This is a genomic window from Pseudomonas sp. GW823-FHT02C02, from assembly GCF_058797635.1.
Window position 1 is genome coordinate 265,158 of record NZ_JBXAJV010000005.1, and the last position, 19,623, is coordinate 284,780.

The window sequence follows — 19,623 nt, forward strand, 5'->3', positions numbered from 1 at the left end:
TTTGTCCGTTTGATCCGGTTTTATCCTACGTATTCAAGAGAAGCACCTGTCACCCCATGCGCATCGAACCTCGCCTGTTGCCCGACACCCTGCCATTCCTCGGCGATCTGCCGCCGCTGCTGACGCGTCTTTACGCGGCGCGTGGCGTGCAATCCGAGGCGGAACTGGACAAGAGCCTGGCGCGGTTGATCCCGTTCCAGCAGCTCAAGGGCATGGATGCGGCGGTGGATTTGCTGGTCACGGCGTTGGAACAGCGCCAGCGGATTCTGATTGTCGGCGACTTCGACGCCGATGGCGCGACCGCCAGTACCGTGGGCGTGTTGGGTTTGCGGCTGCTGGGCGCGGCACATGTCGATTATCTGGTGCCGAACCGCTTCGAGTATGGCTATGGCCTGACCCCGGAAATCGTTGAGGTGGCGCTGACGCGCACGCCGCAGTTGCTGATTACGGTGGACAATGGCATCTCCAGCGTCGAAGGCGTGGCGGCAGCGAAAAAGGCAGGCCTGAGCGTGCTGGTCACCGACCACCACCTGCCCGGCGACGAACTGCCGTTAGCCGATGCCATCGTCAATCCGAACCAGCCGGGGTGCGAATTTCCGAGCAAGGCACTGGCCGGCGTCGGGGTGATTTTCTATGTATTGATGGCCCTGCGCGCACGCTTGCGTAGCCTCGGCTGGTACGCGAGCACGCCGCAGCCGAACATTGGCGAGCTGCTGGACCTGGTGGCGCTGGGCAGCGTCGCCGACGTGGTGCCGCTGGATGCCAACAATCGGATTCTGGTGCACCAGGGCCTGGAGCGGATTCGCGCCGGCCGCGCCCGTCCGGGCATCAAGGCGATTCTCGAAGTCGCCAAGCGCGAACCGGCACGCATCACCTCGACCGACCTGGGCTTCATTGTCGGCCCGCGCCTGAATGCGGCGGGGCGCCTGGATGACATGAGCCTGGGCATCGAATGCCTGATCACCGACGACGCCGGGTTGGCGCGGGAAATGGCCGTGCAGCTTGACGGCATGAACCAGGACCGCAAATCCATTGAGCAGGGCATGCAGCGTGAAGCGCTGGCTCAGCTCAAGGATTTGCCGGTCGAATCGATGCCGTTCGGCCTGTGCCTGTTTGATCCCGAGTGGCACCAGGGCGTCATCGGCATCCTCGCTTCGCGTATGAAAGAGCGCTATTTCCGTCCGACCATTGCCTTTGCCGATGCTGGCGATGGTTTGCTCAAAGGGTCAGGGCGTTCGGTTCAGGGCTTTCATATTCGTGACGCCTTGAGTGTGGTGGCCGCGCAGCATCCGAACCTGATCAGCAAGTACGGCGGCCACGCCATGGCGGCCGGTCTGACCTTGCCGGAAGCAAATTTTCCGTTGTTCGCCGAGGCCTTTGACGCTGAAGTGCGCCGGCAATTGCGCGAAGAAGACCTGACCGGGCGTCTGCTGTCGGACGGGGTTTTGGCGGTCGAAGAATTCCATCTCGAACTGGCCCGTGCGCTACGCCATGCCGGACCTTGGGGGCAGCACTTCCCTGAACCTTTGTTTCATGGCGTGTTTCAGTTGGTTGAGCAGCGCGTCGTCGGCGAGCGACACCTCAAAGTGGTGCTCAGAAGCGAATGTGGCTCGGTGAAGCTCGATGGCATTGCCTTCGGCATCGACCGCGACATTTGGCCGAATCCGACCATCAAGTGGGTGGAATTGGCCTACAAACTCGACCTCAACGAGTTTCGCGGGAACGAGACGGTGCAGCTGATGATTGCCCACATCGAACCGCGTTGAGCCCTTCGCGAGCAGGCTCACTCCTACAGGATTTGCACAAAACCTGTGGGAGCGAGCCTGTTCGCGATAGCGATCTTTCTGACACCGAATCCCTCGGAACCCTCCCTCATCCCCCGATGTCGACTAGGCTCTAAGCACTGCTTGATTATCCTTGTGACGTCTTGTCCAATTTTTGCCCGCGGGGGCGGGTGCTGCGCCTTTTTCCTGTCACTCGTCGACTTTTCAAACAGAACCCTGGAGCCTGCCCACTGATTCGAGAGGTGCCCCATGAGTCTGCTGCTTGAACCCTATACCCTTCGTCAATTGACCCTGCTCAACCGCATTGCCGTATCACCGATGTGCCAGTACTCCAGCGTCGATGGGCTGGCCAATGACTGGCACCTGGTCCACCTCGGCAGCCGCGCCGTCGGCGGGGCCGGCCTGATTTTTACTGAAGCCACGGCGGTCACGGCCGACGGGCGCATCACCGCCGAGGACCTCGGCTTGTGGAATGACGAACAAATCGAACCCCTGCAACGCATCACGCGCTTCATCGCCGCTCAGGGCGCGGTGGCCGGTATTCAACTGGCGCACGCCGGGCGCAAAGCCAGCACCCATCGGCCGTGGATCGGCAAGCATGGCAGCGTCAAACCCGAAGACGGCGGCTGGGTGCCGGTAGGGCCGTCGCCGATTGCTTTCGACCCGCAGCACACACATCCCAAGCAGCTGGATGAAAGCGAGATTGCTGAGGTCATTCAGGCCTTTGTCGCCTCAGCCAAGCGAGCGCTGACTGCCGGTTTCAAAGTGGTCGAAGTCCATGCCGCTCACGGTTACCTGCTGCATCAGTTTCTTTCGCCCCTGAGCAATCAGCGACGCGATCAATATGGCGGTTCGTTCGAGAACCGGATTCGGCTGGTGCTGCAAGTCACCGAGGCGGTGCGTGCTGTCTGGCCGGAAGAGTTGCCGGTGTTTGTGCGAGTGTCGGCCACCGATTGGGTGGAAGATGGCTGGAACCCTGATGAAACAGTGGAGTTGGCGCGGCGCCTGAAAGATCTGGGTGTGGACCTGATTGACGTCTCGTCGGGCGGTACGGCGGCCAACGCCGAAATTCCTACAGGGCCGGGTTACCAGACCCGATTTGCCGAACGGGTGCGCAAGGAGTCAGGCATCGCCACCGGTACGGTCGGAATGATTACCGAACCGGCCCAGGCCGAACACATCTTGCGCACCTGCCAGGCGGACATCATCTTCCTTGCGCGGGAACTGTTGCGCGATCCGTATTGGCCGCTGCATGCCGATGATGATCTGGGCGGTCGCAAGGCGATCTGGCCGGCGCAGTATCAGCGGGCGACCCATCGGGATCAGCCGATTCATGAGTCGGATTTGCGTGACTGAATTCGGCTGTAAAAGCAAAAAGCCCCGATCGATGTGATCGGGGCTTTTGTGTTTCTGTGCCGAAACATTTGTCGTCTGTCAGACCGTCTTCGCGGGCAAGCCTCGCTCCTACAGTTGATCGCATGCGCTGGTAGGAGCGAGGCTTGCCCGCGAAGACGGCCCAGACAACCTCTTGTTATCAGGTGTACTTACGCTTATCCGGCGCTGGCGGGAAATACTGGTACAACCAGGTCTCGCTCAACGTCCGGTCATTAGTGCGAATGAACAACCGCAGCTCAACCGGCGCCACGCTGTCATTGGTCGGGTACCAATCGAAGGTAATCCGATAGCCCTTGATGTCATCCAGCACCAGCACGTTGAAATCCTTCACCTCGCCGTTCGAGCAGGTCACCACGGGCTCGATCCCCGCGCCTTCCGGCAAGCGATCCAGGCCGCCACCGTTGAAGTCCACGGCAAAGCGTCGAGCCCAGACTTCCGGGTAATGCTCGCCCGGCGCCCAACCTTCGATAAACCCGCCCATGCCCGAACGGGTCGCATTGACCCGCGCCAGCGGCGTGCTCACCGGTGGCAGGGCGCTCCAGTAGAGCTTGTAGCCGTAGTTCAGGGAATCACCGGCCGCGACCGGCTTCTTCGGAGTCCAGAACGCGACGATGTTATCGAGGGTTTCGCCGGTTGTAGGAATTTCCAACAGATCGATAGAGCCTTCGCCCCACGCGGTCGTAGGTTCTACCCACAGGCTTGGACGCTTGCTGTACCAGTCAACGGTGTCCTGATAGTTGGCGAACTCGTGATCGGTCTGCACCAGGCCGAAACCTTTCGGGTCGGTGTCGGCGAAGGCGTTGAACTGCAGGGTCGCCGGGTTGTTCAGCGGACGGCAGATCCACTCGCCGTTACCGCGCCACATGGCCAAGCGATCCGAGTCGTGGATTTGCGGGTGAATGGTGTCGCACATGCGGCGCTCGTGGGTGCCGCAGCTGAACATGCTGGTCATCGGTGCGATGCCCAGTTGTTCGATGGCGGTGCGCGCGTTGATGTGGGCGTCAATCTCCATCACCACGCGTTCGGCCTGGCAATCGATGTCAAATCGATAGGCGCCAGTGGCGCTCGGCGAATCCAGCAGCGCGTAGACCACAAAGCGGGTGCTGTCCTTGCCCGGCGTCTCGAACCAGAACTTGGTGAAGTCCGGGAATTCCTCACGCTTCTTGGCGTAGGTATCGACGGCCAGGCCGCGGGCCGACAGACCGTACTGGCCAGTGGCGTCTACCGCACGGAAATAACTGGCGCCGAGGAAGGACAACACATCGTGTCTGTCCAGTTCCGGGGCCTTGAACAGCTTGAACCCGGAAAACCCCAGGTCGCCGGTGAGCTGCTTGGTGTCGACCGTGGTTTTTTCATAGTTGAACAGGGAAGGGCGGAAATGCACTTCCCGGGCCTGGCGGGTCTTGGGATCGACGCTGTACATGCGCACCGGCTGCTTGAAGCCCATGCCGACGTGGAAGAACTGCACGTCCAGCTGACCGTTCAAGTCTTTCCACAGCGAGTGGTTGCCGTCGTAGCGGATCGCGTTGAAATTCTGCGGCGTCATGGTCGCCAGCGTCGGCGGCAGCACCTGCTTGGTGTCCTGATAGCGATTGCCGGCGAGTTGCTTGGCCTGAATCTTCAGCGTCTCGAAATCGAACGCCTGGGCTGCGCCATCAGCGGTGCCGCTGGCCGCCCAGGCACGGGAGGCGAGCAGGCCGGTGGCCGACAAACCGGTGTAGGCAGCGATGGCCATGGACGCTTTGAGCAAATTCCTGCGATGCATAAGTACAACCTGTCGTGAACAATCCCGCGCCGTTCCTGGCACGTGCTGGATCAAAAATATCGGTTCGGACATGCCTTCGGCCAAACGCAACGGACTTTAAACAGATAACAAATAGCTTAAACCGTTCGGTTGCAGAGAAAAAATGATTGGTAGCACTTTGATGATGCGGCAATGAAACAAGAAATGTCGGTGAATTTTTCCGACAGCACTTTCTGATTTATAGGGCATTTCTGCTTTTTTTGACTAATTACTCTAAAAACCGCTTTTCAGCGCCGGGAATGTTCCTATCCTGTGTTCATGACCGGTTTCTGCCCTTCAGGCCGGCGGCTAATAAAAGGATAGGGCGATGCGGTTTTTGAAGTTTTCTCGGGCTTATAGAAGGACATCGTCCATGACGAAAGTACAAGGCATCACAGAAATGTTGGGAATCTTCCCTTGCCTGGCCACCGGGCGGCGAAGGCATCGCCTCAGTTCGGACGAAATGAAGCTGCTGGAGCGGTATCGCGAGTTGTCGGAAAACGACCGGATTGCGATGCGGTATCTGGTGGATGCGATGCGGAGTGTTTCGCGGTTTTGAGCGCTAAGCCAAGGGGCGGACTGTAAAGTCTGCCCCTCTTTCATTTTTCACCCTGCCTTCAACTGCAAGTGCCCACGATCGTGAACGGTCGCTGTGCCTGCATCAGATCCGGCATGTCGCGCCACTTGATCCAGGCTTGATGCTGCCAGTGCAGCAGCGGCACCGAGATGCCTGCCCACTGCAACGAACTCAGGCTTGGAATGTTATCCACAGCCGCTTCCGACTCGCGCAGCGTTGGGATGACTTCGTTGCTTAGCCACTGACGCAGGTTTCGGTTTTCCGGGATGAAATGGTGGACTAGCAATGCATACATTCCCGATTCGCTGACCATCAACGATTCGACGGTTTTGCCATCCTTCAGCAACCAGACGTATCGGCGTTGATCGGGATCGAGTTTCAGGGTGAGACGTTGGTCCAGCGCACGGCCCATCAAGCGACCGAGGTCCTGGACGCAGAACCAGGCTTGGTTGTCCTGCATGAAGGCGTGGAGGAAGCGGTTGTGGCGGGTGAAGATGGCAGGGATGAAATGAGGATAGGTTTCAGACGGATTCAGCGTGTGCTTGAGCATTTTTCGACTCCATGTTGAAAAGGGAGCCGCCACTAATCCTTCGACAGATTATGGGTGGCGGACCGTGCGGCGTTCGAAGTCGGGACATTCTCGATCAACATGCAAGCCAAGAGGCCCGCGCCACACGGCCCACCATAAAGCAAAACTGAAAGGCAAAAAATTGCCCCAGTTCATATGGGGGCGCGGATGCGCCATGTTGATGATTTACCGGCTTCGACACCGGGTCGCTGATTTGGCAGCGACGAGGTAAAGCCTATCGTTCAGGCGCTCGCGGCGCCAAGTCTACTCTGGCGCCGCGAGCTGTAGGAATTGGAGTCTTCACCGGAAGGCTTGATCTGTAGGAATTTCCTGTTTTTGCCTGAAGTGCGCTGAAGCAGCATCGTCGCCCTGGTTTTTCCTATAGGTTTTTCCGCTTTCAGGAACGAACTGCAGGTTTGCTACATGTTGATCGAATTTTCAGTTTCCAATTACCGCTCCTTCCGTGACAAGCAAACCCTGTCCATGGCAGCAACGCCGCGCCTGAGCAAAAAGCGCAACCTTTTCAAGTCGCCGGTGAATGGAGAAAAACTGCCGGACTTACTGAAGATCGCTGCGATATACGGGCCGAACGCGTCGGGTAAATCGTCGCTGATCCGGGCGATGGGAATTATGGGAAGCTTGCTCGCTGCGCCTCCGACCTCAAATGAGGAATCGCTACCGGTTTCCCCGTTTCGTTTTGACCCGCAGCTTAACGACGAGCCAAGTTGTTTCGAATACAACTTTATTCAAGGCTCACTCCGCTATCGGTTTTTACTGCGAATGACGGCGCAGCGAATCATCGAGGAACACCTCGTCTCTTATCCGAAAGGAAAGGAGACGCTGTTATACCAGCGTTGTTTGGGGGAGGAGGGTGAGCAGTACGTGTTTGGCTCAAGCCTTGACGGAGGAAAAGAGGTTCACAATGCCTGGCGGCGTTTGACCAGCCCGAAGATGTTGTTCATTGCACAGGCCGTCGCGAACAGCAGCGAAGAGCTGACGCAGTTGCGAGAGCCTTTTAGCTGGTTTCAATCCGGGCTTCTCGTCATCGAGCAGAACAACATGATGGGGTTGTCGGCAGCCTCCATCCGGTTTCTTCAGATGGCATCGGACTACACGTGCAACTTGAGAGACTTTCTACTAGAGGTAGATATTCCAGTCTCGGACATTCAGCTCAATTCTGATGCAGACGCTGCTCCAGCCAGCAGAAAACTCACGCTCAAAGAATTCTTCGCCGCGGCGCGAAAAGACAAAGTGACCCTGACGCACACGAGTCATCTTGGAGATGCGGAGTTTGATTTTTCAGAAGAGTCTGGTGGCACAAAAAACCTGATTGGATTCTGGTTGCCCTGGTTCATGATCAATCACACAGACGGGAGCGGGATACTGGCCGTCGATGAGTTGGACAGCAGCCTTCATCCAGCAATAGTGGCTGATCTGATTGGAAAACATCTGGACAGCGGGCAGAACACCCAGCTGATTTTCACGACTCACGACACGCATCTAATGGATACCCAAACGCTGCGGCGCGATCAATTCTGGATCACCGAGCGTGATGCCAACGGCGCAACCTGTCTTTTTTCCGTTCACGATTTTGATGGGCGCGAGGGAGAAGACGTCGAGAAGCGGTACTTCGAAGGCCGTTACCGTGGTTTGCCGTTGATCAGGCGGAGGTGACCATGGTGCGCACGACACGCTTATTTGATCGAAAGAAATCACGGTTCAAACCGCAACCCAAGGTGCTGATCCTTTGTGAGGACAGTCAGTCAGGTAAGCGATATCTGGAGGATGCGGCCTTTCACTTTCGTGCCAATGCTCAGGTTGAAGTTGCCCATTGCGGCGTGACTCATCCTAGCGGGATTGTCGAAAGAGCAATTGCACGGCAAAGAAACTTCGATAAGGTTTTTTGTGCCTTGGACCGTGACACTCACCTTTGCTTCGACCGTGCGGTCGACTTGGCAAAACCGCATCCCAAGATAAAAGTGATAGCGTCTTTTCCCTGTTTCGAGTTTTGGTTGCTACTGCACTTTGGCTACAACAGAAAGCCATTCGCTGCTGCAGGTGGAAAATCCCCTGGCGAACTTGTTACCAAGAGTCTTAGGGGCCAACCTCTGATGGAGAATTATGAGAAGGGTAAAAATGTCAGTCATTTTGATCTGTTGAAGGGAGAGCCTTTCAATACAGCGAGGGTACTTGCTCCTCGAATTCTTCTCGATGCTGTTAACAGCGGTGAGCTCAATCCAAGTACTGAAATCCATCTGTTGATGGATGAGTTTGAAGTCCTTTCCGCGCCTCAATCGATCTAACTTCGTAACAACTCGCCCCGGTGCCACAACCAGCCCCGGGGCGAAATCAATTACCGACTAACCTTCCACGCATCCCCCGCCGGCGCAGTCCCGTGGTCATACGGCTTGGCCAACCACATGTACAACAACCCCAACCCAATAACGATCGCTGTACTCAACACCATCGCATAGTTGATGTACCACGCCGCATCCGGTGTGCGCGGCCAGGCCATGTTGATGATCGCGCCGACACCGTAAACCAGCGCGCCGACGTTCACCGCCCAACCCCAACCGCCGAGGGTGAATTTGCCGCTTGGTTTCCAGCCTTTCAGGCGTGCGTATAGCGCGGCGAGGACGATCATCTGGAACGCCAGATAGATGCCGATCGCCGCGAAACTGACGATGGTGGCCACCGCATCTTGCAGGAAGAAGCCGAGAATGATGATCAGGGCCGGCAGGACGCCGGACACGAACAGCGCAGCCACAGGCACTTGGGTCGTAGGGGAAATCTTCTTCAGCAGTGAACTGCCAATGACCATTTCATCTCGGGCGTAGGAGTACAGCAGACGACTCGCCGCCGCTTGCAGGCTGATGACGCAGGAGATGAAGGAAATCATCACCACGCCCATGACCACTTTCGAGCCGACCGGGCCGAAGGCGTTGTTGAGGATGGTGGTGACCGGGTCTTTGTCGGTGCCGTTGATTACCGCTTGCATGTCCGGCACGGCGAGGATCAGCGCCAGGCAGGCGAACATCGCCGCGATGCCGCCGATGTAGATGGTCATGCGCATGGCCACCGGAATCTGCTTGCTTGGGTTAGGGGTTTCTTCGGCCACGTCGCCGCAGGCCTCGAAGCCGTAGTACAGGAACATCCCCGCCAGCGAGGCGGTGAGGAAGGCCGGCAGGTACGAGCCGTCAATGCTGATATCGAAGGTGTTGAACAACACGCTGATCGACTGGTGACGCTCGAAGATCAGCAGGTAGACGCCAACGATCACTGCGCCGACCAGCTCGCAAAGGAAGCCGAACATGGCGATCCGCGCCAGCATTTTGGTGCCGCTGAGGTTGACCAGGGTGGCGAACAGCGTCAGGAACAGCGCGATGACGATGTTGGTGTTATTGCTCGGTTCAAAGCCCATCATTGCGGCCAGGTACGGACCGGCTCCGACGGCAACGGCAGCGATGGTCACGCACAGGGCGATGGAGTAGATCCAGCCGACCATCCACGCCCAGCGCTTGCCCACCAAACGACGAGCCCACGGGTACACACCGCCGGAAATCGGGAACTGCGAGACCACTTCACCGAAGATCAGGCACACCAGCAACTGGCCGCAACCGACCAGTAAATAAGCCCAGAACATCGGCGGTCCACCGGCGGCCAGGCACAGGCCGAAGAGGGTATAAACCCCGACGACCGGGGAGAGGTAAGTGAAGCCCAGGGCGAAGTTTTCCCACAGGCTCATGCTGCGGTTGAAGTTCGAGGTGTAACCCAGCTTGCGTAGCTGCTCGGCGTCGCTGTCGGCAACGGCTACAGAGAGTTCGGGTGATGCGCTCATGGTGTGTCAGCTCCGGAAAATCGGCAGATTTCGGATGTCCGAAACCGTGGCGGGGCCTTGGAGGCGCTGCCCGGATCGGTGGTTATTGTTTTGGTTTTCTGGCGTTGAAGCCTGATGGTGCTTGGTGCCGGTTTCGACCTTGAAACCGTGGTGATGCCTTCGCGGGCAAGCCTCGCTCCTACAGGTACTGCGGCGAACCTGTAGGAGCGAGGCGTGCCCGCGAAGCTTTTAATGCTTGAACATCACATGCCGCACAACGGTGTAATCCTCCAGCCCATACATGGACATGTCCTTCCCGTAGCCAGACAGTTTCTGACCGCCATGGGGCATTTCGCTGACCAGCATGAAGTGCGTATTCACCCAGGTGCAGCCGTATTGCAAGCGGGCAGACAAGCGATGCGCGCGACCGACGTCAGAGGTCCAGACCGACGATGCCAGGCCGTAGTCCGAATCGTTTGCCCAACCCAGCACCTGCGCTTCATCGGTGAATTTGGTCACCGACACCACGGGCCCGAACACTTCGCGACGGACGATTTCGTCGTCCTGTTGAGCGTCCGCAAGCACCGTCGGCTCGAAGAAGAAACCATTCCCCTCCACAGACTTGCCACCGGTGACCAGGCGGATATGCGGTTGCGCCACGGCACGTTCGACAAAGCCGGCCACGCGGTCACGGTGCTGCGCAGTGATCAGCGGTCCCAGCTCGGTCGACGGGTCATCCTGCAACCCATACTTGATGCTGCTGACCGCTTCGCCAAGCTTCTCGACGAATTTGTCGTAGATGCCTTCCTGCGCGTAGATGCGGCAAGCTGCGGTGCAATCCTGGCCAGCGTTGTAGAAACCGAAGGTGCGAATGCCTTCCACGGCGGCGTCGATGTCGGCGTCGTCGAAGATGATCACCGGGGCCTTGCCGCCCAGTTCCATGTGCATGCGTTTGACGCTGTCGGCGGTGCTGGAAATGATGTTCGATCCGGTGGCGATCGAGCCGGTCAGCGAGACCATGCGCACTTTCGGGTGCGTGACCAATGGGCTGCCAACGGCAGGACCACGGCCGAAGACGAGGTTGAGCACGCCGGCCGGGAAGATTTCCGACGCCAGTTCCGCCAGACGCAGCGCGGTCAGCGGGGTTTGTTCTGACGGCTTGAGCACCACGGTATTACCGGCGGCGAGGGCCGGGGCGATTTTCCAGGCGACCATCATCAGCGGGTAGTTCCACGGCGCGATGGAGGCGATCACGCCAACCGGGTCGCGGCGGATCATTGAGGTGTGGCCGGGCAAGTATTCGCCGCCCGCCGAACCGCTCATGCAACGGCTGGCGCCGGCGAAGAAACGGAACACGTCAGCAATCGCCGGGATCTCATCGTTCAGCGCAGCGCTGTAGGGTTTGCCGCAGTTGTCCGACTCCAGCTTGGCCAGCTCTTCGCCGTGGGCTTCGATGGCGTCGGCGAGTTTGAGCAGCAGCAGCGAGCGTTCCTTCGGCGTGGTTTGCGACCAGCTTTCGAAGGCGCTGTCGGCGGCTTGCACGGCGGCATTGACCTGGGCTTCGCTGGCTTCGTTGATTTCCACCAGCACACGGCCGAGGGCCGGGTTGAACACCGGTTGGGCGGGGCCGTCGCCGTCGATCAGTTGGCCGTTGATCAAGAGTTTGGTTTGCATGGCATTGTCCTCACTAACACTTTTATTTTTCTGTCTGAACCGGCTCTAAATGTAGGAGTGAGCCTGCTCGCGATGACTGACTGTCATTCAACAGTGATGTCGACTGTATGACCGCTATCGCGAGCAGGCTCACTCCTACAGAGATTCGGTTCCTTCAGTGGTTATTCGGTTATTTCCCGCCGCTACCCGCCACGCTCTCACCGCCCCGGGTCAGGTAATAAGCACCGAGAATCGGCAGCATGGTCACCATCATCACCAGCATCGCGACAACGTTGGTCACTGGCACGTCCCGTGGGCGGCTGAGCTGGTTGAGCAGCCACAGCGGCAGGGTGCGTTCATGGCCGGCGGTGAAGGTGGTGACGATGATTTCGTCGAACGACAGCGCAAACGCGAGCATGCCGCCGGCCAGCAGCGCCGAGCCAAGGTTCGGCAGGACGATGTAACGGAAGGTCTGCCAACCGTCGGCGCCGAGGTCCATCGACGCTTCAATCAAACTGTGCGAAGTGCGGCGCAAACGGGCGATGACGTTGTTGTAGACGATCACCACGCAGAAGGTCGCGTGGCCGACGATGATGGTGAACATCCCCGGCTCGATCCCCAGTGTCTTGAAGGTCGCCAGCAACGCGATCCCGGTGATGATCCCGGGCAACGCAATCGGCAGGATCAGCATCAACGAGATGCCTTGCTTGCCGAAGAAATCCCGCCGGTACAACGCCGCCGACGCGAGGGTGCCGAGGACCATCGCAATCAGTGTCGCGATGGCGGCGATTTCGGCCGACAACTTGATCGCTTCCAGTACATCGGGCCGAGAAAACGCCACGCTGAACCAATGCAGGGTGAAGCCCTTGGGTGGAAAGCTGAACGCCGCTTCTTCGGTGTTGAAGGCGTAAAGGAAGATGATCAGGATCGGAAAGTGCAGGAACACCAACCCGCCCCAGGCTGCGATTTTTAATCCGATAGAAGCCTGCCCCTGTGATGAAGAGTCAGAGTGCATCGAAGGCCCCCAGTCGTTTGACGATAGTCAGGTAAATGGCGATTAACACAATCGGCACCAATGTGAAGGCCGCGGCCATCGGCATGTTGCCGATTGCGCCCTGCTGCGCGTAAACCATGCTTCCCACAAAGTAGCCCGGCGGGCCCACCAGCTGCGGCACGATGAAGTCGCCCAGGGTCAGCGAAAAGGTGAAGATCGAACCAGCTGCGATGCCTGGAATCGACAGCGGCAGAATCACCTGCATGAAGGTCTGGCGTGGCTTGGCACCCAGGTCCGCAGATGCTTGCAACAGCGACGGCGGCAGGCGTTCCAGCGAAGCCTGGATTGGCAGGATCATGAACGGCAGCCAGATGTAGACGAACACCATGAAACGGCCCAGGTGCGAGGTCGATAAAGTGCTGCCGCCTACGCCGGGAATGCCCAGCACGAATTGCAACACCGGCTCCAGCCCCAGGTGTTGAACGAACCACTGCGCGACGCCGCCCTTGGCCAGCAGCAAGGTCCAGGCATACGCCTTGACGATGTAACTGGCCCACATCGGCAGCATCACCGCGATGTAGAAAAACGCCTTGGTTTTGCCAGTGGTGTAACGCGCCATGTAATAGGCGATCGGGAACGCGACGATCGCGCTGGCGAGCGAGACGGCGACGGCCATGCTCAGCGTGCGCAGGATGATGTCGAAGTTCGACGGCTGGAACAGCGCTGCGAAGTTCGCCAGGGTCAGGTCGGGGGTGACCGCCATGGTGAAGTCATCGAAGGTGTAGAAGCCTTGCCACAGCAGCACCAGCAGCGAGCCGAGATAAATTGCACCGAACCACAGCAGCGGCGGCACCAGCAGCAGCGACAGGTAAAAATTCGGTCGGCGATACAGCAGGTTGGAAAACCTGCGCAACGGCGAACCGCCGGCCGGGGTTTGAGGGATAGCCACGCTGGTCATCTCACACCCCACCGACAACGTTGTCGTGCAGCGGGACCATCGCCTCGCGCGCCCAGCGTGCGCTGATGCGTTGCCCGGTCTGGTGCTGGGCGCTGACGTCCAGCCACTGCACGTTGGCCTGGCTGATGTTCAGGGTCTGGCCGTTTTCCAGTTTCAGTTCATAGCGCGTGGCGCTGCCCTGGTACTGAATGTCGTGGAGCAAGCCGCTGACTTCAATCTCGTGGCTGGCCAGCGGGCCTTCGGCAAAACGCACGTGTTCCGGGCGAATCGAAAACGGCTGTGGATTGCCACTCAATTGCTTGGCCAGATCGCCGCGAATCACGTTGGACGTGCCGACGAATTCCGCGACGAACGTGGTGGCCGGTTTCATGTACAGGTTGCGCGGGGTGTCGACCTGCTCGATGCGTCCTTTGTTGAACACTGCTACACGGTCGGACATCGACAGCGCTTCAGTCTGGTCGTGGGTGACGAAGATAAAGGTGATGCCGAGCTGGCGTTGCAGCTTCTTCAACTCACTCTGCATCTGTTCGCGCAGCTTCAGATCGAGAGCGCCCAACGGCTCGTCGAGCAGCAGCACGCGAGGGCGATTGACCAGGGCGCGGGCCAGGGCCACACGCTGGCGCTGGCCGCCGGACAGTTGCACCGGTTTGCGCTCGCCGTAACCGCCGAGGGCAACCATGTCGAGGGCTTCTTCGGCACGTTTCTGCCGTTCGGCTTTACCGACGCCTTTGACTTTCAAGCCATAGGCGACGTTGTCGAGCACGTTCATGTGCGGGAACAGCGCGTAATCCTGAAACACCGTGTTGACGTCACGCTCATACGGCGGCAGCCCGGCGGCTTCCTCGCCATGAATTCGGATAGAGCCAGCGCTCGGTTGTTCGAAACCGGCGATCAGGCGCAAACAGGTGGTTTTGCCCGAGCCGGAAGGGCCCAGCATGGAGAAGAACTCGCCGTCCTGGATATCGATGGAAACCCGGTCAACGGCCTTCACTTCGCCGAACTGACGGGAAACGTTGGTGAACTGGACTGCAAGCGTCATGGTGCGGTGCTCCAAAAAGGCGAGGGCCGTCACAGCGGCCCTGCCTGGACTTCTGAAAAATCTGAATCAACTTTCTGGTTGGAAAACTTATTGTGGCGAGGGAGCTTGCTCCCGCTGGAGTGCGCAGCACTCCCAAAAGGACTGATGCGGCCTCTCTGATAGACCGCATTAACTGGTTTTGGGGCAGCTTCGCCACCCAGCGGGAGCAAGCTCCCTTGCCACAGGGGCCGGTGTGTTAGCGGCCGCCCATAATCGCGATGTAGTCCTGGGTCCAGCGGCTGTAAGGCACGAACTTGCCCCCTTCAGCCTGCGGGGTTTTCCAGAAGGCGATTTTCTCGAACTGGTCGAAGCCGTTGGTCTTGCAGCCTTCGGCACCCAGCAATTCACTGCCGGTACAGGCCGCTGGCACCGCTGGCAACGAACCGAACCAGGCCGCCACATCACCCTGGACTTTCGGTTGCAGTGACCAGTCCATCCACTTGTAAGCGCAGTTCGGGTGCTTGGCTTCGGCGTGCAACATCGTGGTGTCGGCCCAACCGGTGGCGCCTTCTTTCGGGATGGTCGAGGCGATCGGTTGTTTCTCGTTGATCAGACCGTTGACCTGATACGGCCAGGCGCTGGACGCGACCACGCCTTCGTTTTTGAAGTCACTCATCTGCACGGTGGTGTCGTGCCAGTAGCGATGGATCAACGGCTGCTGGTCGCGCAACAGATCGAGTACTGCCTTGTACTGGGCTTCGGTGAGTTGGTACGGGTCCTTGATGCCCAGTTCCGGCTTGGTGCTTTTCAGGTACAGCGCCGCGTCGGCAATGTAGATCGGGCCGTCGTAAGCCTGCACGCGGCCCTTGTTCGGTTTGCCGTCCGGCAGGTTCTGCGCATCGAACACCACGCCCCAGCTGGTCGGCGCAGTTTTGAATACGTTGGTGTTGTACATCAGCACGTTCGGGCCCCACTGATACGGGGTGCCGTAGGTCTGCTTGTTGACCACGTACCACGGCGCATCTTTGAGGCGTGGGTCGAGGCTTTTCCAGTTCGCAATCAACGCGGTGTTGATCGGCTGCACACGCTTGCCGACGATCAACCGCAACGAGGCATCGCCCGACGCCGTCACCAGGTCATAACCGCCCTTGGCCATCAGGCTGACCATTTCATCGGAAGTCGCCGCAGTCTTCACATTGACCTTGCAGCCGGTTTCCTTCTCGAAACCGGTCACCCAGTCGTAGGCCTTGTCGCTTTCGCCACGTTCGATGTAGCCGGGCCACGCCACGATATCCAGCTGGCCTTCGCCGGCACCGACGGCTTTCAGTGGTTCGGCGGCCTGGAGACTGGCGCTGGCCAGCAGCGCCGTGGTGATTGCACTGAGCAGTGCGGTCTTGTGCACGAACATGGGGATTCCCTCTTCTTTAATTATGGTCGGGGCAGTTGTGAACGTGGTGAAGCATGCCGTTAGCGGCTTGTTATTAGCGTAGTCAGAGATGCTGTCCGTGGCGCGCCATGATGTGCCGCACCACGCTGTAGTCCTGAAGCGAATCGCTGGATAAGTCTTTGCCATACCCGGACCGCTTGAGGCCGCCGTGGGGCATTTCGCTGACCAGCATGAAATGGCTGTTGATCCAGGTGCAGCCGTACTGCAACCGCGCCGCGACCTGCATGGCCTTGTCGAGGTTCTGCGTCCAGACCGAGGAAGCGAGGCCGTATTCCGAATCGTTGGCCCAGTCCACGGCTTGTTCGAGCTGATCGAAACGGGTCACGGTGACCACCGGCCCGAATACTTCGCGCTGGACGATCTCGTCGCTCTGCTTGCAACCGGCCAGCAGCGTCGGCTGGTAATAGAAGCCGGCACCGGAATGCACCGCCGCGCCGGTCACCCGCTCGATGTGCGGCTGGCCGAGGGCGCGCTCGACGAAACTGGCCACGCGGTCGCGCTGGCGGGTGCTGATCAGCGGGCCGATTTCGTTGTCGGCGTCGCGTTTACCGGCAAAGCGCAGGCTGCTGACCGCCGCGCCGAGTTCCGCCACCAGGCGGTCGTGAATCCCGGCCTGTGCATAAATCCGGCAAGCCGCGGTGCAATCCTGCCCCGCGTTGTAATAACCGTAAGTGCGCACGCCTTCGACCACGGCTTGAATGTCGGCATCGTTGCAGACGATCACCGGCGCTTTGCCGCCGAGCTCAAGGTGCGTGCGCTTGAGGGTTTTTGCTGCAGCCTGGAGGATTTTCTGCCCGGTGACGATATCGCCGGTCAGCGACACCATGCGCACTTTGGGATGGCTGACCAAGTGGCTGCCGACGCCTTCACCGCCGCCGCAGACGATGTTGATCACGCCGCGTGGAAGGATCTCGGCCAGCGCCGGCGCCAGGGCCAGAATCGACAGCGGCGTGTGTTCGGACGGCTTGAACACCAGCGTGTTGCCGGCGGCCAGGGCCGGGGCGATTTTCCACGCGGCCATCATGATCGGGTAGTTCCACGGCGCAATCGAGGCGACCACGCCAATCGGATCGCGCCGGACCATGCTGGTGTAGCCCGGCAGGTATTCGCCGCTGAGCTGGCCGGTCTGGCAACGCACGGCGCCGGCGAAGAAGCGGAACACATCGACCGTCGCGCTCAAGTCGTCCTGACGGGCCAGGTGCAACGGCTTGCCGCAGTTCAGGGATTCGAGTCGGGCGAGGAGGTCGGCTTGTTTTTCGATGGCGTTGGCGATGTCCAGCAACAGGTTCGAGCGTTGCTGCGGTGTGGTCCGCGACCAGCCGGCAAAGGCGCGGTGGGCGGCAAGGATGGCGGCTTCGACTTGCTCGGTGCTGGCTTCGGCGATGTGAGTCAGCACTTCCCCGGTGGCGGGGTTGAGGATCGGCTCGACAAAACCCTGACCCGCGACCAATTCGCCATCGATCAACAACGCGGTGAACAACGGGGTCTGCGCGCCAGCCATTTTTCGGGTTCTCTTTTCTTGTGTGGCCATGGTGCTCCCAGTGACTGGGCCCGGCCGTCTTATTGATGGAGCAAGACTAGTGCGCGGGCCCGAGGTCGACAAATTCTAAATACTGAAGGTGGCGTTCGATTAAATAGATGGCTTGCGCCCGCCGTGGGGTTGTTCGCGGGCCACGGTCAAAAACGGGTCCACCAACGCCGGACGCGCCGTGCCACGACGCCATGCCAGGCCGACGTCGAGGGTCTGGCTCAGGTCGGCAATCGGGCGGGCTTCGATGATGTCGCCCTCCAGTGACCAGGGTCGGTAGGTCATGTCGGGCTGGATCGATACACCCAGGCCTGCGGCCACCAGGCTCCGAACGGCTTCCGTCGACGCGGTTTTCAGGGTGATGCGCGGTTGCAGGCCAGCGCCACTCCACATGCGGTGGGCGTTGCGGTCCATTTCGTCGACGTTGAGCTGAATCAGTGGTTCGCGGGCCACATCGGCAAGGTTGATGCTGTCGTGTTCCAGCAGCGGATGCTGAGCCGGCAACCACAACCGATGGGGCGAGTGGGTCAGCACTTCGGTCTGCAAGGCATGGCGGTCTTCGAGGTTGGACAGGATCAGCACGCCGACATCGATCTCACCGCTGACCAGCAAATGTTCGATGTATGGGCGTTCGTCCTCCATCACCCGGATTTCAACGTTGGGATAGGCGCGCTGGAAACGGGTGAGCAAATCCGCAAGGTAATAACCGGCCACCAGGCTGGTCACGCCGATGATCAGCTGCCCGGCGACCTGATCGGTGCTTTGTTGCAGGCTGCGTTTGGCGTTGTCCACCGTGGCCAGAATCAGGTGCGCCTGGCGCAGGAATTGGTGGCCCTGATGGGTCAGGCTCATGCCCTTGGCGTGTCGGTTGAACAGGCCGACGCCAATCTCCTCTTCCAGTTGCTGGATCGCCAGGGTCAAGGTTGATTGGGAAATGAACGCGGTTTGCGCGGCGGCGGAGATCGATCCGGTCTCGGCCACGGCGATGAAATGACGGATCTGACGCAAGGTCATCATGGGGAGTTACCCGGTGGGCGGTTTTTATAGATTCGCTTGAGTGTATATCGCTTTAATCGATGGCCCGTTTTTTTCAGGCAACATCCAGAAGCACTCTCGTCCCCGGTCGCCGGGCACTTTCGTTCTAGGCTGGTGGCCTTATGTGTCCGGTTAACCCCTTTCGTGGAGGCGGCAAAATGAATACGCGTGGATTGCTCGATCAACTACTCAAGTCCGGTCAGGACCTGATGAAGAACAAGGCCGGCGCAAATCAAAACAAGTCGTCCAGCGGTGGATTGGGCGGATTGCTCGGTGGCAGCGGTGGTTCGGGCGGCCTCGGCGGTTTGCTCTCAGGCGCGGGCGGTGGTGCCTTGGCGGCTGGTGCCATGGGCCTGTTGCTCGGCAGCAAAAAGGCCCGCAATGTCGGCGGCAAAGTCGCCATCTACGGTGGTCTCGCGGCGCTCGGCGTGATTGCCTACAAGGCTTACGGCAACTGGCAGGCCCAGCAGGGCACCGCGCCGAAGACCGAGCCGCAAACACTCGACCGCCTGCCACCTGCGCAGGTTGAGTTGCACAGCCAGGCGATTCTCAAGGCATTGGTGGCTGCGGCCAAAGCCGATGGCCACGTTGATGATCGCGAGCGTGCATTGATCGAAGGCGAATTCACCAAGCTCGACAACGATCAGGAATTGCAGCAGTGGCTGCATGCCGAACTCAGCAAGCCGCTCGACCCGACAGAAGTCGCCCGCGCGGCCAGCACGCCGGAAATGGCGGCCGAGATGTACATCGCCAGCGTGATGCTGGTGGATGAGGAGAGCTTCATGGAGAAGTCCTACCTGGATGAACTGGCACGGCAGTTGAAGCTGGAGCCGGGATTGAAGGCGGAGCTGGAAAAGCAGGTGCGGCAGGCTTCCCTTTAATTGCGCAGTCAGGTCAGTTAAACCGTGTCATCGTTTTTCGCGAGCAGGCTCGCTCCCACAAAGGACCGCGTTCGATTGATCAACCCGGTCAATGGAGCGAGCCTGCTTGCGAAGGCGTTTGCTTCTCTCATCCCGTGATCCATTCACCGCACGCGCCTGCCAATTCGCTTTCATCGCGACGAAAT

General features: G+C 59.4%; 16 protein-coding genes. 6 read left to right on the top strand and 10 right to left on the bottom strand.

Translation table 11 applies throughout. The features are described from left to right. The first annotated feature begins 56 nt into the window (after positions 1 to 56). Both recJ and AC1ROI_RS11230 read left to right on the top strand, forming a co-directional pair. Positions 57 to 1,766 carry a single-stranded-DNA-specific exonuclease RecJ gene (gene recJ, locus AC1ROI_RS11225; RefSeq protein WP_077748292.1) on the top strand — a complete coding sequence of 570 codons (1,710 nt, stop codon included), beginning with the start codon at positions 57 to 59 and terminating at the stop codon, positions 1,764 to 1,766. A gap of 267 nt (positions 1,767 to 2,033) precedes the next feature. Then, on the top strand, positions 2,034 to 3,140 hold the full coding sequence (locus tag AC1ROI_RS11230) for an NADH:flavin oxidoreductase/NADH oxidase (RefSeq protein ID WP_010462966.1): 1,107 nt from the start codon (positions 2,034 to 2,036) through the stop codon (positions 3,138 to 3,140). A 178-nt stretch (positions 3,141 to 3,318) separates the two neighbouring features. Here the strand turns inward: AC1ROI_RS11230 and AC1ROI_RS11235 are convergent, their stop codons facing one another. Beyond that, positions 3,319 to 4,944, bottom strand: coding sequence for a glucan biosynthesis protein D (locus AC1ROI_RS11235; protein WP_077748293.1), 1,626 nt, complete (start codon positions 4,942 to 4,944; stop codon positions 3,319 to 3,321). Positions 4,945 to 5,335: 391 nt separating this feature from the next. Here AC1ROI_RS11235 and AC1ROI_RS11240 point away from each other — a divergent pair, with 391 nt between their 5' ends. Then, positions 5,336 to 5,521, top strand: a complete 186-nt coding sequence (locus tag AC1ROI_RS11240) for a hypothetical protein (protein WP_010462962.1) — start codon at positions 5,336 to 5,338, stop codon at positions 5,519 to 5,521. 58 nt (positions 5,522 to 5,579) lie between these two features. Here AC1ROI_RS11240 and AC1ROI_RS11245 read toward each other — a convergent pair whose 3' ends face one another. Further along, on the bottom strand, positions 5,580 to 6,089 hold the full coding sequence (locus tag AC1ROI_RS11245; protein WP_102593535.1) for a BRO-N domain-containing protein: 510 nt from the start codon (positions 6,087 to 6,089) through the stop codon (positions 5,580 to 5,582). A 441-nt stretch (positions 6,090 to 6,530) separates the two neighbouring features. On the opposite strand from AC1ROI_RS11245, the gene AC1ROI_RS11250 reads away from it, so the two are divergent. After that, positions 6,531 to 7,781, top strand: a complete 1,251-nt coding sequence (locus AC1ROI_RS11250) for an AAA family ATPase (protein WP_102593534.1) — start codon at positions 6,531 to 6,533, stop codon at positions 7,779 to 7,781. A gap of 2 nt (positions 7,782 to 7,783) precedes the next feature. Beyond that, positions 7,784 to 8,410: an RloB family protein gene (locus tag AC1ROI_RS11255; protein ID WP_102593533.1), complete on the top strand. Its 627-nt coding sequence runs from the start codon at positions 7,784 to 7,786 to the stop codon at positions 8,408 to 8,410. A 50-nt stretch (positions 8,411 to 8,460) separates the two neighbouring features. On the opposite strand, the gene AC1ROI_RS11260 is transcribed toward AC1ROI_RS11255, so the two are convergent. From AC1ROI_RS11260 to AC1ROI_RS11295, 8 genes are all read right to left on the bottom strand, one after another. Further along, entirely contained in the window at positions 8,461 to 9,945 is a 1,485-nt protein-coding gene (locus AC1ROI_RS11260; RefSeq protein WP_010462954.1) for an APC family permease, read from the bottom strand. A gap of 228 nt (positions 9,946 to 10,173) precedes the next feature. Next, on the bottom strand, positions 10,174 to 11,598 hold the full coding sequence (locus tag AC1ROI_RS11265) for a gamma-aminobutyraldehyde dehydrogenase (protein WP_083374938.1): 1,425 nt from the start codon (positions 11,596 to 11,598) through the stop codon (positions 10,174 to 10,176). Positions 11,599 to 11,767: 169 nt separating this feature from the next. Then, entirely contained in the window at positions 11,768 to 12,592 is an 825-nt protein-coding gene (locus AC1ROI_RS11270) for an ABC transporter permease (protein ID WP_042932340.1), read from the bottom strand. Then, the gene (locus tag AC1ROI_RS11275; RefSeq protein WP_077748299.1) at positions 12,582 to 13,529 is read right to left on the bottom strand and encodes an ABC transporter permease; all 948 of its coding nucleotides are present in this window, start codon (positions 13,527 to 13,529) and stop codon (positions 12,582 to 12,584) included. Before AC1ROI_RS11275 ends, AC1ROI_RS11270 begins: the two co-directional genes overlap by 11 nt. A gap of 1 nt (position 13,530) precedes the next feature. Further along, a complete protein-coding gene (locus AC1ROI_RS11280) occupies positions 13,531 to 14,568 on the bottom strand; it encodes an ABC transporter ATP-binding protein (RefSeq protein ID WP_010462946.1) in 1,038 nt (345 codons plus the stop codon). A gap of 235 nt (positions 14,569 to 14,803) precedes the next feature. Next, entirely contained in the window at positions 14,804 to 15,955 is a 1,152-nt protein-coding gene (gene ydcS / locus AC1ROI_RS11285) for a putative ABC transporter substrate-binding protein YdcS (RefSeq protein ID WP_102593532.1), read from the bottom strand. An 82-nt stretch (positions 15,956 to 16,037) separates the two neighbouring features. After that, positions 16,038 to 17,525, bottom strand: coding sequence for a gamma-aminobutyraldehyde dehydrogenase (locus tag AC1ROI_RS11290; RefSeq protein ID WP_077748302.1), 1,488 nt, complete (start codon positions 17,523 to 17,525; stop codon positions 16,038 to 16,040). 99 nt (positions 17,526 to 17,624) lie between these two features. After that, positions 17,625 to 18,539: a LysR family transcriptional regulator gene (locus tag AC1ROI_RS11295; RefSeq protein WP_010462940.1), complete on the bottom strand. Its 915-nt coding sequence runs from the start codon at positions 18,537 to 18,539 to the stop codon at positions 17,625 to 17,627. A 176-nt stretch (positions 18,540 to 18,715) separates the two neighbouring features. Here AC1ROI_RS11295 and AC1ROI_RS11300 point away from each other — a divergent pair, with 176 nt between their 5' ends. Continuing rightward, entirely contained in the window at positions 18,716 to 19,438 is a 723-nt protein-coding gene (locus tag AC1ROI_RS11300) for a tellurite resistance TerB family protein (protein WP_010462938.1), read from the top strand. The last annotated feature ends 185 nt before the right edge of the window (positions 19,439 to 19,623 follow it).

Bases quoted from the DNA above. Each gene is read 5' to 3' on its own strand.
- recJ (WP_077748292.1), top strand. From the start codon at position 57: ATGCGCATCGAACCTCGCCTGTTGCCCGACACCCTGCCATTCCTCGGC.
- AC1ROI_RS11230 (WP_010462966.1), top strand. From the start codon at position 2,034: ATGAGTCTGCTGCTTGAACCCTATACCCTTCGTCAATTGACCCTGCTC.
- AC1ROI_RS11235 (WP_077748293.1), bottom strand. From the start codon at position 4,944: ATGCATCGCAGGAATTTGCTCAAAGCGTCCATGGCCATCGCTGCCTAC.
- AC1ROI_RS11240 (WP_010462962.1), top strand. From the start codon at position 5,336: ATGACGAAAGTACAAGGCATCACAGAAATGTTGGGAATCTTCCCTTGC.
- AC1ROI_RS11245 (WP_102593535.1), bottom strand. From the start codon at position 6,089: ATGCTCAAGCACACGCTGAATCCGTCTGAAACCTATCCTCATTTCATC.
- AC1ROI_RS11250 (WP_102593534.1), top strand. From the start codon at position 6,531: ATGTTGATCGAATTTTCAGTTTCCAATTACCGCTCCTTCCGTGACAAG.
- AC1ROI_RS11255 (WP_102593533.1), top strand. From the start codon at position 7,784: ATGGTGCGCACGACACGCTTATTTGATCGAAAGAAATCACGGTTCAAA.
- AC1ROI_RS11260 (WP_010462954.1), bottom strand. From the start codon at position 9,945: ATGAGCGCATCACCCGAACTCTCTGTAGCCGTTGCCGACAGCGACGCC.
- AC1ROI_RS11265 (WP_083374938.1), bottom strand. From the start codon at position 11,598: ATGCAAACCAAACTCTTGATCAACGGCCAACTGATCGACGGCGACGGC.
- AC1ROI_RS11270 (WP_042932340.1), bottom strand. From the start codon at position 12,592: ATGCACTCTGACTCTTCATCACAGGGGCAGGCTTCTATCGGATTAAAA.
- AC1ROI_RS11275 (WP_077748299.1), bottom strand. From the start codon at position 13,529: ATGACCAGCGTGGCTATCCCTCAAACCCCGGCCGGCGGTTCGCCGTTG.
- AC1ROI_RS11280 (WP_010462946.1), bottom strand. From the start codon at position 14,568: ATGACGCTTGCAGTCCAGTTCACCAACGTTTCCCGTCAGTTCGGCGAA.
- ydcS (WP_102593532.1), bottom strand. From the start codon at position 15,955: ATGTTCGTGCACAAGACCGCACTGCTCAGTGCAATCACCACGGCGCTG.
- AC1ROI_RS11290 (WP_077748302.1), bottom strand. From the start codon at position 17,525: ATGGCCACACAAGAAAAGAGAACCCGAAAAATGGCTGGCGCGCAGACC.
- AC1ROI_RS11295 (WP_010462940.1), bottom strand. From the start codon at position 18,539: ATGATGACCTTGCGTCAGATCCGTCATTTCATCGCCGTGGCCGAGACC.
- AC1ROI_RS11300 (WP_010462938.1), top strand. From the start codon at position 18,716: ATGAATACGCGTGGATTGCTCGATCAACTACTCAAGTCCGGTCAGGAC.